This is a genomic window from Microcoleus sp. T3_A4 (assembly GCF_036700465.1).
Lineage (GTDB): Bacteria > Cyanobacteriota > Cyanobacteriia > Cyanobacteriales > Microcoleaceae > Microcoleus.
In genome coordinates, this window is the sequence record NZ_JAUBOY010000039.1 from 24570 (window position 1) to 38941 (window position 14372).

General features: G+C 44.4%; 6 protein-coding genes. 3 read left to right on the forward strand and 3 right to left on the reverse strand.

Annotated elements, in window-relative coordinates; translation table 11 throughout:
- Window positions 1–6 precede the first annotated feature (6 nt).
- A complete protein-coding gene (locus QUA07_RS21290) occupies window positions 7–723 on the forward strand; it encodes a DevA family ABC transporter ATP-binding protein (RefSeq protein ID WP_333328887.1) in 717 nt (238 codons plus the stop codon).
- Between the two features lie 116 nt (window positions 724–839).
- On the opposite strand, the gene QUA07_RS21295 is transcribed toward QUA07_RS21290, so the two are convergent.
- Window positions 840–1856 carry a glycoside hydrolase family 104 protein gene (locus QUA07_RS21295; RefSeq protein WP_333328890.1) on the reverse strand — a complete coding sequence of 339 codons (1017 nt, stop codon included), beginning with the start codon at window positions 1854–1856 and terminating at the stop codon, window positions 840–842.
- Window positions 1857–2260: 404 nt separating this feature from the next.
- Window positions 2261–3169, reverse strand: coding sequence for a YihY/virulence factor BrkB family protein (locus QUA07_RS21300; RefSeq protein WP_333328893.1), 909 nt, complete (start codon window positions 3167–3169; stop codon window positions 2261–2263).
- Window positions 3170–3280: 111 nt separating this feature from the next.
- Between QUA07_RS21300 and QUA07_RS21305 the strand changes: the two genes are divergently transcribed.
- Together QUA07_RS21305 and QUA07_RS21310 are read left to right on the forward strand one after the other, a co-directional pair.
- Window positions 3281–4366, forward strand: a complete 1086-nt coding sequence (locus QUA07_RS21305; RefSeq protein WP_333328896.1) for a hypothetical protein — start codon at window positions 3281–3283, stop codon at window positions 4364–4366.
- A gap of 365 nt (window positions 4367–4731) precedes the next feature.
- Complete coding sequence (locus QUA07_RS21310) at window positions 4732–5625, forward strand: CNNM domain-containing protein (RefSeq protein ID WP_333328899.1); 894 nt, start codon at window positions 4732–4734, stop codon at window positions 5623–5625.
- Window positions 5626–5772: 147 nt separating this feature from the next.
- Here QUA07_RS21310 and QUA07_RS21315 read toward each other — a convergent pair whose 3' ends face one another.
- Entirely contained in the window at window positions 5773–14259 is an 8487-nt protein-coding gene (locus QUA07_RS21315) for a glycosyltransferase (RefSeq protein WP_333328901.1), read from the reverse strand.
- Window positions 14260–14372: the final 113 nt, after the last annotated feature.

Consider the following 14372-nt stretch of genomic DNA (forward strand, 5'->3'; position numbering starts at 1 on the left):
TAACTTATGAAATCCACTAATATCAGCACGACAACTAACAAATTACCGATTTGTGAGCCTGTAATTTCTCTGCACCAACTCGACCACTACTTCGGTCAAGGTCAACTGCGAAAACAGGTACTTTTTGACATTAATCTCGAAATTGATGCAGGTGAAATTGTGCTGATGACCGGGCCTTCCGGTTCGGGAAAAACTACGCTTTTAACTTTGATTGGCGGACTGCGTTCAGGTCAATCTGGAAGTCTCAAAATTCTCGGTCAAGAGATGTGCCATGCGAGTTCAGATAAATTGGTAAAGGCGCGACGCAAAATTGGCTATATTTTTCAGGCGCACAACTTGCACCGCAGTTTGACGGCGCTGCAAAACGTGCAGATGGGTTTGGAAGTTCACGGGAATTTATCGCGTTCCCAAATGCGCGATCGCTCTGCAAAAATGCTAGAGTTAGTAGGACTGGAACAGCGGATTAACTATTATCCAGACGATTTGTCGGGAGGACAGAAACAAAGAGTTGCGATCGCCCGCGCTTTGGTCAGTCAACCGCAAATTGTTTTAGCTGACGAACCCACAGCCGCCCTGGACAGCAAATCCGGTCGCGAAGTGGTGAATTTGATGCAGCAACTAGCCAAAGAACAGGGTTGTACTATTTTGTTAGTAACCCACGATAACCGAATTTTGGATATTGCCGATCGCATCCTTCACATGGAAGATGGAAAATTAGCCTAATTTTTAAATTTCCGAAGAATAGACATCACCCATAACTCCCTCATTTTCAATTTTGGATGTCAAAATTTAATCCCAAATTGCCCAACCCCAATCTAAACTCGTCCTTGAACTTTTGACTAATTGCTAACAACCAATCCTTGCCGGTAAATCCCCAAATTTTGCAGGTACATTGCTTCGAGTTTGGGCATCGATGATTCTACAGAACCGCCATAACGCCGAAAAGAAGGCCAGATGTAAGCGAGTTTTCTGACTGCTGACTCCAATCGACCCGCTTCTATATCTTCTAATGCACCTTTTTCTCGGATTAACTCTATAGCCATCAAATCTTGATTTTCTGGGCTGAAATCGGGGACGCCAAATTTTTTGGCAAATCTGTCCCAAGTGGTGCTGAGAAACTGATATCGCCCCGCTGCGTCGGAACAGAGTTTTTTGCCGTAGCGACGGCCGCACCTCATTTCTCTGGGATGATCTTGAAAGCTGACAAATTTCGTGCCGGTGTACTGGGTGCGGTAGCCGTCGGGGCTAGCGGTTCCTTCGGCGGCGGCAATCGTGTCGAGAAAGGCTTTGACTCGACGTTCGGGGCTGATGCTATCGAGTCTGCTATCCTGTCTGGGATCTGGTGAATTCAGGGTTGCTGTTTTGGGCGATCGATCGCGATCGATGTTATCCTCTCGTTTGTCTGGTGAATCGAGCGCCGCCACTTCCGGCAGGCGTTTCGGGGCGGGCGAGCTTCCTGCCGAGACCGATTGTCCCCACAGCAGCCTCGGCGTCATTCGACCTAAGAAAAAGCACAAACAGATTAAGAAACCCCAAGAGAGTTGAAAACGAAGGAGTTTGGAGTGATTCCGGCGCAGAACCGGCCACCGGTGAAGGGGGAGTGTTGCGGGCAAAATTTTCGTTTGCTGGCCGAAGGCGAACAGCGATTTCAGCGCTAGCAAGGTTTGCTGGTAGAAACGCGGTGGAAGTTTCCGAGCTCTCATCGCTGCGGCGAAAGTCTCCACATCTGTCAGAGTAACTTGTGCCAGCGGTTTTGCGACAAACACTCGAAAATGGTTGGCCGCCTGCCAGCTAAAGCGCCGGTTGCGGGGGGATTTGCGGTTTACCCACAGGCGAATTAGCTCCATGTCTGACATAGGGAGCAGGTGGCTTCCCAGATGTTTTGATGCGTACAAAAGTACCTCCTGATATCAGTTCAGGTTGAAATATCCCAGTTTGTGGACTTGAGATTGGTTTCACCGTTGAAATTGGGGACTGGCAAGGAAACAAATCTCTTTCGGGGCGATCGCAAACTTCAAATTTTTCGGTCATCACCGAAGGGCAGCGATAGGGATCAAGATAAACTGGTTTCAACCATATCCAGTGATACTACTAAGTGTTCGCCCGGTCAAGTTCACGGGCAGATTTGGCGATGGGTTGAGTCTAAAATTTAGTGATTCGACAGGCCTCGCCGTCCCAACTGACATAGGTTTCAAGGTACTGGCATCCGGCTGGCTCAAAAGCGAGCGATCGCATTTTTGTCTATCTAATATTAAGAATTCTACCGGTGTTTGGACCCGGAGGATTCCTCAGCTTGAATGCTGAGCAAATTTTTGCGTTTTGCCAGCATCAGGGAACCGTAGCGGTTAGCCCAAACTTGAGTAAACTCAGCACCTAAGAAGAGAATCTGAGCCGAATAATTGATCCAAAGTAAGATAATCACGAACGAGCCAGCAGCACCGTAGGTAGAGGCAATACCGCTACCACCTAGGTAAACTCCAATTAAGGATTTGCCGATCGTAAATAGCACTGAGGTGATGGCGGCGCCGATCCAAACATCATTCCAGGCAAGATTGACATCGGGCAAAAGTTTGTAAATTAAGGCAAAAAGCAGCGTAACTACGCCAAAGGAGAGAGCAAAGTCCACAATCTGCCAAATGCCGACTGGTAAGTGCAGCAAGCCGTTCAACCAATAGCTAACGGCGGCTAAGATGGCACTAATTACTAAAGATACTAGCAGTAGAAAGCCTATGCCTAAAATCATTGCAAAAGACAATACGCGATCTTGCAGAAATCCCCAGATCCCGCGTCCGGGAGGCGGTGAAACATTCCAAATAGTATTGAGGGCTTCTTTGAGATTAGTAAACACATTGGAAGCCCCCCACAAAAGTGTAGCGATACCGACTAAAGTAGCAATCATTCCCGACTTTGGTTCGGAGGCTTTGAGGATTAGTTCTTGGACGGTTTCGGCGCCATCTTTGCCGATTAAGCTTTGGAGTTGGGCGACGATTTGACCTTGGGCTGCGTCTGCACCAAAGACTAAACCGGCGATCGCAATTACGATAATTAGCAGCGGGGCCAGGGAGAAGACTGTGTAATAGGCTAGGGCGGCGGCTAAGGTTGGGGCTTTATCTTCTTGCCATTCAGTAAAAGTTTCTTTGAGCAGCGATATGACTGTTTTTAATTTCACGGCATTTGGTTTCCTTATACTTTAAGTATAAGGAATTATACAAGGTTAAGAGTTTTTTAGCCTCAGCCACAAGATAGATTTATCGATTAGCAAATTCGGAAGATTATTTTTATGTCAGATTCCCACACAACAGTTAACAACACCGAGGTAAAAATGTCCAAAAAAGCAATTTCTTGGGCCAAAATGAGCGCATTAGTAGCGGTGGTCAATTTTTTGCTGGTGCTTTTCCATTTCAGTTACCTTCAGTTGCGTCCTGTTTATCAGAGCTATTTTCCGGGGTTAGTTAAAATTTATGACCCGATTAAAGGCATTGATTCGAGTTTGCAAAATCCCGCATATTTGAAAAGCGCTGACCAGTTTTGGCGAATAGATACGTTTTTTATTTGTTTTTTTGGTGCGGAATTTTTGATTAAAAGTCTGTTCCACACCCGCCGTAAACCGGGGGTAACTTGGTTTAATTTTGTGCTGAGGCGCTGGTACGAAGTGTTTCTGGTGATCCCGATTTGGCAGGGGTGGCGGATTCTGCCGGTATTGGTGCGGCTGCACAAGTCGGGTTTGGTAAATCTCGATCGCGTAGTTGCTCAAGTTACCTACGAACCGGTGGCTTATTTAGCCAATACGATGTCGGAATACATGATGGTGCGGTTTATCAATCAAGCTAAAAGTTCGATCAAACAGGGCGACGCGGCGCAGATGTTGCTGGCGCAGCAGCCGTACCTTCACGTCAATCAAGAAAATACGATCGAACAAATTACCAAGCGGATTTTGGATCTGACAATTTACAAAGTTTTGCCGCAAGTGCAACCGGATTTGGAAGATTTGCTGCACCACAATTTGGAAACAACAATCAAACAGTCGGATTTCTATCAAATCCTGCAAACTTTCTCTCCGATTAACATTTTGCCGACGGAGATGACGGAACAGTTAGCGAATTATTTGGCTCAAACTGCTGTTGATGTGGTAGCTACTACTTATGAAGACGATAAAGGTAGAAAAATTCTCGATAATTTCAGCCAAGAATTTAATCAAAGTTTGCGGCGGGAATTGCAAGATGAGAAAACTCTCGCGGAATTGCAGTCGCTGCTGTCGGATTTGTTAGAAGAAGTGAAGTTGAATTACATTCAAGGCGGGTTGAAGTCCGATCCGGTGCAGACTTTTACGGAAATTAACTCGCTCCGGGGAGTAAGGGAGAGTTGATACAGCAATGAGTTGCCGTGTTGTGAATTAGATTCTTTTTTTAACTCACATCTTGCACCATTGTCAAGAACAGGCAAGATGCCTGTTCCACAAAAAAATCATCTCTTGTGGAACAGGCATCTTGCCTGTTCCTAAACAAGTAATTGAGAATCGTGCAATATCTCAGTTAAAACGAACCACGAAGACGCCAAGGGCGCGAAGGAAGAGAGGAAAAAGAGTTCACAAGTTCTACGGGTAAGGTGTGCCTCGGCGCACCTACGAATAAGGGTAGTGGGGATATCCGAAATGTCGGGGAATAAAGCTATCTGAATCCAAGCTAAAATAAAAGAATTAAGCTAAAACCTCTATCATATTAGATATCTATCTTGAACAACCTTACTTGCCTGGAAATAGAAGTCGCTCAAACAATGCTGAGATTAGCAATGTTGGTGGGCTTAACACTTTTAATTGCCTTTTTTGTGGCGTCAGAACTAGCATTAGTATCAGCCGATCGCCATCAAATCCGCCAACTTGCCCACTTGGACGATCGCCCAACCGCTAAAACCGCCGAACTCGTCCACCAAGCTCAGAACAACATACCGCATTACCTGTCTGTGACTCAAACTGGCACAACAGCAGGGAGTTTGCTGTTGGGTTGGTTGGGTGAGGGAGCGACTGTACACTGGATCGAACCGTGGATCGACAAATTGCCGATCGGTCATTTGCCGGCCGTGCTGACTGCTCATTCGATCGCAGTTCCCGCAGCTTTTATCTTAGTAACTTACGTAGAAATAGTCTTAGGAGAACTCATCCCCAAAGTATTAGCAACCCACGCCCCAGAACGCACTGCTTTGCTGCTGATGCCAGCCCTCGAACTCTGCTCAAAATTACTGTGGCCGCTGCTAGCAATTCTCAACGGTACCGTGCGGCTGCTGACTGGTTGGATTACCAGTAAAGAGTCTCAACCGCTGCTGTCACCTTCCCAGGCCACTCTCGTCCAAAAAGATGCTCATTCGGCACTAATTTCTGGCCTATGGGAAGTGACAGCAGTGAACGAAAAACTAGGGTTAAACCTGCCAACTAACCAAGCTTACCAAACAATCGCCGGATTCGTGATCCACAATTTAGGTAAAATTCCCAATCAAGGCGATCGGCTATTGTGGGGTGAGTTGGAAATAGAAGCAGAAAATGTAGTAGAAGGCAGTTTAGAAACAGTGCTGCTGCGTCAGGTAACTCGTCCCTTGTTTGAGACTCAGCAGCCAGAACTTGTGTTAAATTGAATTACTACGGCTAGGGACAATGATTTCTCCAATCTTTCTCTTCCCTTCTATTCTCTTCCTTCGTGTCATAAGCGTCTTCGCGGTTCGTTTCCATCCTGAGATTTGAGATTAGCAACTAATCCCAAATCTCAAAACCTGCGCCTTTCATCACCCAACAGCCACCTTAACCGCACCCCCAGCCAACTGCTCGTAATCCTCCAACAACCACGCAGGCAAACAAGTCTTCGCATCCTGAACCCGCAACTGTCCAGGGCGACAATACAGCATCGCCGCCAACAAATTATTCACAGCTTGAGGCGTTCCAAACCCTTTACTCAACTCAACAACCAAGGACTTAAAAAACGCGCGCTCGCTCTCATTCTGCGGCTCGTTAATAAACCCGCTGCCCAACATTGCTTTGTAACCCTTGCCAAAATCGCTCCGGTACAAAACTTCTACTTGTTCGCCGGAAACGCTCAGCCACAAATCGGCAATTTGCTTACGAATTTGTCGCAAATCTGCTATTACCAATTCAGCCGTAGGGTCAATTTCATAGAGATTGACGGCAGCAGTTAATTCATTGAGAAACTGCGGCATATAATCTTGTTTGACCACTGTTTGTTCTGTGGTCGCAAATGCGCTTTCAAACACCTTTTCATAATCTTCAAGCAACCACTGCGGCAAGCGGGTGCGAGCATCGGGAACCCGCATTTTACCAGGAACAAAATACAGCATCGCCCCCAGCAGAGCATTGATAGCTTGAGGCTGCACCAACCCTTTGCTCATTTCAGTCAATTTGTGCAAAAACTGCTGTTCGACTTCAGTCATCGATTCTGCTTGCAAGCCGCAGCTAAGAAGTGCTTGATATCCCTTGCGAACTTGTCCTAGGTAAAAATTTTCTAGTTTCTCTGAAGGAACAGTCAGCCAAAAATCAGCCATTTGTTTTCTGATTTGGCGGAGTTCCAAAACTACCGATTCGTCTGACGGATCGATGCGGTAAAGATTGACGCATCCTAACAGTTGATTCACAAATTGCGGCGATTGAATGTATTGAGCGAGCAAGTCAGAAGTTGAATCAGACTTGACGGCGGCTTCACTCTCAAAAACTTGTTCGTAATCCCCAATTAACCAGTGCGGCAAACGGTTGCGAGCGTCGGGAATTCGCATAGTTTCCGGCGGGAAATATAGCATCGCGGCAAGCAAGGCGTTGACAGCTTTGGGATGGACTAATCCTTTGCTAATCTGGGTTAATTGCTGCAAAAACATTTGTTCGCTTTCCATCATCGGTTGACGTTGGAAATCGCTCTTTAGCAGAATTTGATAGCTGTTACCTGAAGCACTTTTGTAGGCGGTTTCGAGATTTTCCGTGGGAACGTTCAGCCAAAAATCAGCGATTTGTTTGCGGATTTGACGCAGTTCGGATATTGCTGAGATGTTTGATGAGTTTCGTTGGTAAAGCTTGAGGGCATTCGAGAGCATCTCGCCCAAATCTGTCTGCTTGGGAATGCTATCCTGTAAGCTGCGGGATGCTTCCAGGTGGCTGGCTTGCCATTTGCCAAAGAGTTCTTGGAATAATTTGCCGATCGCCCCAGAGTATGCCACACTGTCAAAACAAGCCGGATTAGCTTGCATTTTCTGCTGAATTTCCTGCCGATAGCGCTGCCGGAGTTCAGGATTAGTGCCGAGAGTAACTGCTAGTTGAATGTAAGATGCTTCGCTATTGGCAATTAAATCGGGCATAGAGAGCGATCGTACCACCGCAGCCCCCATTCTCGATCGCAAAGTATCGCCATCCCTAACCACAGTTGGAAGTCCCACCTCTAACGGATCTACAAGCGAAGTAGTCCCCGCATAGGGATAGGAATCCAAATAAACATCTCCCAACTTCAAAACTTCTTTAACATCCGCACGGTTAGGAAAACTCTTCAACACCCGCAAACGATTACTCTCAATGCCATACTTAGCAAAAACGGCTTTCATATTATTTACAAAAGCCCCCCCAGGATAATGATTAGTCCAGCTAGGGCCGAAGGGCATTAAAAACAGCACCGAATTAGGAACAGCAGCAATAATCTTTGCCCATGTTTCCCTTAACTCCGGCAGTAGCTTATACAAATTAGCACTTGAAATAAAGACAACCGATTCCTCGGAAATGCCGATACTATTTCTGGTGAAATTAATGTTAGGAGTGTAAGGTTCGAGGGTATAGCTAAAACAGCAGCCAGGCCCGTCAATAGTTGCTAATTCCTCGCGATAATGCTCCTGTCCTTCAGGTGCAGGTTCCATCAACTTACCAGCAATGTAATAGTCAATGTGTCTAATTCCTGTGGTAACGGGAGAATTAAAACAGGTAGTTTGTACCCGCGCCAATCGATGCAGCGCCAGTAAACTAATCGGATGAGTAACCGCAGTAATATTGGTAGCAATCAGCAGAATATCTAAATCATCAGCGCGGATTGTCTGAACTTGAGTTGGCAAGTCATTAGACAGTTTAACCAGTCTGTCAGCGCGACTCTGACAATACTGTTCTAGTTTATTCCCGTCGAGATTGAGAGCGTATAAAATAATTTCAAATTGCTCTCGATTCAGATATTCAAAAGCGGGTAACGTGGCGAAAGTTTCCGTCATCGCCGCAAAATGTTTAGTCAGGACACCGAGGCGAATTTTCTGCCTGTTTGCAGGTCGAGCCGGAAAAATGCAATCAATCGCAGCCCCACGATTTTTCACGGCATATTCAATAATATCTGCCCGCTTTGTGTAGATATCCTTGAGATTTTTACTGTTGAAGTACAGAGGAATAAAGTTAGCACTTTGAGTGAAAAACCAAGCGATGTCCTGCCAAACTTGTGAGTTTGGGTTCTTGAAGATATTGCTATGCAAATAACTGACCCATCCCTGGACATACCGGCAATAATTGTCAGCCTCTCCTATTTCTTGAAAGAGAGTAGGCGCAGCAAACATAAATTTGAGATAGTCGTTGACAAACCAATTAGGTATAGCTGCCTTTTCATAGTTCAGCAGTAACTGATCTGCACGACGATAGAGGGCGGCTGCCAGTAGGTAGTTAATATCTTTGGGAGTTTTAACTCCCTGGGAGAGATGTGCTGCTAGTTGATCGATAACAGTCTTTTCGGCATCTGTCAGCGCTTCATCTTTGATATTGCTGTTTAGCAGTAGCTGCTGCGCCTTACCAGCATCACCGCCATAGGCATTTGCCACTTGTTCTGCAGGCAGATTCAGCCAATAATTGGCAAGTTGCTGCCGGGATTGGCGGAGGTTAGCGAGGTTTACTTCATTAGCTTGGTCTTTTTGATACTCTCCCACATATTGGGACAGCAAAGTTAAAAATTGTTCGGGTTTGTTAAATTCCACTAATTCATTAGCAATTAAATTGCCGTGTTGCTGCAAAGTTTGCTGTGACCAACGCACTTCTTCTGGTTTGTAAAGTTGAGAGTGTAGGTGAATAATTGTGGCTCTCATTAAGTCTAATTTTGGGCGATCGCCTGCCATTTTTTGGGTTCTGCTAGAGCCGTCGCCGTGCTGCCTGTAATAGAGATAAGGCTTAGGTAATCGATCGCCTAACCAGCCTTTTTTATAGGCAGAAATCCAAAATTCCCAATCTTCGCATCCCAGCTTCATCACTTTTTTCAACCCGCCTACTTGCTCGTAAATCTCCCTTCTAAAGAGCGAAGTAGCAGGGGCTTGATTGTCTCTCAAAAACCGATTAGCATCAAAGTCACCGTGAACAACTAAATCGCAGTTTGCTCCGAAATGTTGCACATCTGTATAGACAAAACCAACCTTGGGCTTTGCTAATAAAATTTCCACGCACTCCTCTAAAAATTTGGGATGAATTTTATCATCAGCATCTAGGAATAAAATAAACTTTCCTGACGACTGCTGAACGCCAAGATTTCTCGAATCAGCGGGTCCCGTGTTGGGTTTATCTATGAGGCGAAGCGATTTTTGAGGATACAGTTTAATTAAATATTTTCCGAAGTTGCTGGTATCATCAGTGCTGCCATCATTGACAATGATGCACTCCCAGTTTGGATAAGTTTGACTGACAACACTTTCAACAGCTTCTCTGAGTAAAGTTGCGTGATTGTAGCAGGGAATGATTACGCTGACGAGTGTTTCTGCGGAGGTGCGGAAGGGCATGGCATTTAGTTGTGATGGAGAGATTGAAACAGGTAATGTAGTGGCTGGTTTTACACCTCGGCTGGTGATCCCATATTCATCCCATATTTGCCGAGTTTCTTGCTGCGATATTGGCGATGAATGTTCCAAGCCTTGTGGATTTTCGCAGTACAAGCCGAGAATTTCTGGCAAGTGGACAATATTTTCGCTTTTGCCAATCCGCAGCCAAAATTCGTAATCGCCAGCAGCCGTAAATTCGGTTCGGAAATAGCCGTATTTTTCGTGCAGCGATTGTCTCCACATCGGCTGGGGGCCAATAATGCAGCGCCGTTCGAGTTCGCTGTAGTCAAAGGCTGGCCAATTCCAGCGCTTTTCTGCTTGGGTTTTGACAAAAGTATCGTTGGCTGTGCTGGTGATTAATTGGTCAGCATAAACCAGACTTACTTCGGCATTTTCATCCAAGTATTTCGCCATGATTTCTAGGGCATCGGGGCGGTGTCTGTCATCGGTATTAGCATTAGTCATGTAAGCTCCGCGCGACATCTTAATGCCTCGATTCCAGGCTGCATATAATGTCTCGCGTTCAGAAGTGCGATCGTACACAATATTCGGATATTTCGCTTGAAATTCCCGCACAACAGACTGTTCATTTTCTTGGGAACCGCTGTCAATTACTATGATTTCGAGTTGACCTTGTTTGTACAGCGTTTGCTCTACCAAGTCCTGCAAGCAGCCGCGGATAAATTTTTCGGAATTGTAAGTAGAAACGATCGCAGATACTTTAAAAGCTGACGGGACAGGCTGGGAGTTCTCACCATTCCCTAATTCCCCCTGCAAGGCTGCATCAGTTGGCTGTTGAATGGAAGCATTCTCCGAATGTGCGCGCTCAGCTACTTGAACCAAAACTGAGCTAACAATTGCAGCCATTTTCGACCACGAAAACTTCTTAGCTTGCTCTAACCCCGCCACAATTAATGAGTTGCGGACACCGGGATTCTGTATTTCGCCCAAAGCATTGACAAGCCCAATAACATCATCCCCGTTTACATAAACCGCTGCTTTTCCTGCTACTTCAGGAATCGAACCGTTTGGACAGGTGATGACTGGACAACCGCAAGCCATTGCCTCAAGGACTGGCAACCCAAAGCCTTCATATTTCGACGGATAAACTAACACGGAAGCACCAGAATAAGCAGCTCTCAGTTCGCTGTCGCTTAGTTGCAGCGTGTGGACAGTATTCCCAGAACAGTACAATTCCAGCTCTGGTTCTAATATAGGTTTGCCACCTGCACAGACTATATCAAAGTCAAACTTGTTGGCAAGTTGAGAAAAGGCTTTGAAGAATAATATCCCGTTCTTGTAACCATGCCAGCCTACCCTTTCGCCTACCAAAAGAAAATAGGGCTTGGTAATGCTGTATTTTGACTTAAAGCCTGAAATTTCTTCTCTATCGGCTGGCGAAAAATTGGCATCAATGCCACAGTGCGCTACAGCGACAGAACTTGAAGGAATATGAGGAAAAACCTTAACTAAATCGCGGGCTGTATTTTCGGAAATGGTGATGTAAGCCCAGGCATGGCGGATACCGTTATGCTTTTCTCTCCACTCGGGATGACCAATATTTTGTCCCATCAACTCTGGGATCATGTCATAGGCCATGAATACCGATGGCGTTGAAATTGGTGTCGTGTAGTAAGTAGAAATAAATAAATCGGCTTTTTCTTCATCGCAGATTTGTTGGAGCATCGCGCGATCGCGATCGGTATTACCATAATCGTAAAGAGGAATAGTTCGATAACGGATACCGGGAATTCTTGGGGCAGTTCCGTTTCGATCTAAAATGATAACATTTTGAGCAAACTTCGTATTGGCCCATTCTTGCCAGAGGGATTTCCAAACGCGAGCAATGCCTGTATTATTATGTTGAAAAAATACACCATCAACCAGTATTGTTAACCCGCTTCGCGAGTCACCATCCTCTTCTATTTCAGAAGGCGGTATCTTTGCTTCTTGTTGAATATTAGTAATTTTTCTACTAGCTTTTAAGAAGTCTTTCGGTAAAAACGACTCCTTATTAACCGCCGCTAATTCTCCTTTTGCCAATTGCTCAAATAAATCTTCCGGCAAGTGTTTTTCTGTTAGTAAATGAAGAGACGAACCATTTGAGTAGAAGTTGAGATTAAACTTGGCAGCAAGGATTGAAAGAGATTTAGCTGTATAAAGAGAAATGTGCTGACCTTCGTGAAGCACATAGTACCACCATTCATTAGGTTTAGGATTGCTTTGTGGCAGCAATTCTGTACTCAGTAAAATATTTCGGGAAATCTTTAACAATTCTTCCAGCTCATCTATGGGGTGAACCAGATGCTCAAATACTTCAAATGCCGTGACTAATTCAAATTGGTTATTTGCGGCTGCATCAATCTCAAATCCTTGAGCAAATATATTTTGACAAAACTTGTCTAGCCAGTAAAAGTCAAATCCCGCATCTCTCATCAGCCTGACAAATAGACCATAGCCACCGCCGTAGTCGAGAAATCTTGCTTGATGATTAAAGAAGTTAAATAATAAATTTTTGGTTATTTGTGAAAATGACAAATTTCTGAACGCTAAGCCTACATCACTGCTAGCTATTGGCTGAGAATAAGCTTCGTCTAACCAGTAGGGTTCCTCAGTTTGAACAAATCCGCAGTTTGAACATTGAAAATAATCTACATCATATTTTCCCATGACTTTACCCTGGGCAAAATGATGGGAATCGGATTCGCAAACTTTGCATTTCAGGGGCATATGATATAGTAAATTCTTAACTTGAGAAAGGAGAGATTGATGATTCCATCGGTCTATAGTTAGCTGCCTAATATCTGGCAAATAAAAATGGGGCATTCCATCTTTCTCATTTACTGAGCTATAGATGCGAACCTTTTCTTGCCTCTGCGATTCACTTTTAATTAATAAGTCTAAATGATACACGCACAAGTCTAACAATCTTTCGCCCGGTTTCGTGAGCCCGTGAATGGTTTCGTGAATCTGACCGCTATAAGTTAGAGACTGGTTATATCTAAATATCCGGCGCTGCCAGTCAGGATAATGGGGAGGGCTTGATACATAATGATTTTTGCTAAAGGGGCTAATCCATTTACGAGTAATCCAAAAGTTATCTGTTTTTGCGGTACTCCCATTTAATTTTAACTGCTGTAGGAAGTCTAAAGTTTTTTGATCTATAAATTCATCGGAATCAATTACCAATACCCAGTCTGTTTTAACTTCTTGTAAGTAAATATTTCGTTGCTGAGAGTGATTTTCTGGCCACGGTGAATGTATAATTCTAGCTCCATAAGAGGTAGCTATTTGACAAGTTGAGTCTGTGCTGCCGCCATCAACTATTATTAATTCGTCATAAATTTTTCCCAGAGATTCCAATGCTAGAACTAAAGTTTTTTCGGAATTTTGCACCATCATGCAAACAGAAAGGGTTTGTGTTGAGGAGGGTAATGACATACCACATTGAAGGTTTTGGGAATCACTCTCATTAGAGGTTTGAACCACAGCCTTCCCATCGCTTACTTTCTCCCTGGAATCCTCCTGATTACTTGTCTCATTTTGTTCAGTTTCATTAGTTGCCAAAAATAATGATGCTGGCTTTTCTTTTTCGGGTTTTTCCAAAATAGCAAGAATACCGTTGTTAGTAAATTGAGTTCGACCCGGATAAAGCTTTTCTAAATTTTGTTGAGTATTGTTTTCGATTGGGATTAAACCAATAGGTTTTAGCCGCTTTACTATGAATGAACTTTGGTTGATAAATTCTACATAATCTTCAGTAAAAAACCGATTAATGTGGGGAGCGTTGTACACATAATATGCGATCGCATCTGCTGTTTCCTTATCGGTATGCTGATACAAGTAACGGCACAGTTCTGGGGGTCTCATCAGTAAATGTCCCCAGGGCGGAATCGGAGAATTCTGAAAGTTGAAAGTTTTTCCCTGGTTAGGTTCAGTTATGGGGGGTAAGTGATGGCCGTCATGAGCTGACCAAATTGGTGTAAATATAGAAAATAGCTGACCTCCGGGCTTCAGAGCCAAAAACATTTTTTCTAAAGCTAAAGGAAATTTATGGATGTGTTCAAAAGCAGCGATTGAGAAAATTAAATCGTATTTTTGGTAGTACGCGGGAGGTAATTCTTCGATGTAGCCCGCAAAAAAGTTATAATTACTCAGCTCTCTCTCGGTAAAACCAAAAGCAGAATAGTCTACTTTGCCAAGCTTAGAACCTTCAGCAGCACTGGCAACTCTATCTAGGTAAACTTCAAAATCTGGGGCTTCTAGGGCAGACCACGATTTAACATTTAGATAATCTAGTACAAACTCTTTAGGTAAGCTTCCCCCTACTTCGAGAACATCCTTACCTTCAAATCCAATAATTTGTTGACACAAATGAGCAAAGGGAACGTGATAGCTGAGGTTGAACTTTGCTTGACACTCTGAGATATTAGATTCAGTTAATTTTTGGGTCATCTATTAACCTCCGTTGGCACCTTAAATTTTAACTATTAGCTCTATTTTTTTCCTTCCCTTTGCTGTCGCGCCTGGCCCAACAGCGCCTTATAATCAGCTCTGTTAGGATTTAG

What these genes read in the sequence shown, in the direction of transcription:
- QUA07_RS21315 (WP_333328901.1), bottom strand. Translation starts at nt 14,259, where the DNA reads ATGACCCAAAAATTAACTGAATCTAATATCTCAGAGTGTCAAGCAAAG.
- QUA07_RS21305 (WP_333328896.1), top strand. Translation starts at nt 3,281, where the DNA reads ATGTCAGATTCCCACACAACAGTTAACAACACCGAGGTAAAAATGTCC.
- QUA07_RS21295 (WP_333328890.1), bottom strand. Translation starts at nt 1,856, where the DNA reads ATGTCAGACATGGAGCTAATTCGCCTGTGGGTAAACCGCAAATCCCCC.
- QUA07_RS21290 (WP_333328887.1), top strand. Translation starts at nt 7, where the DNA reads ATGAAATCCACTAATATCAGCACGACAACTAACAAATTACCGATTTGT.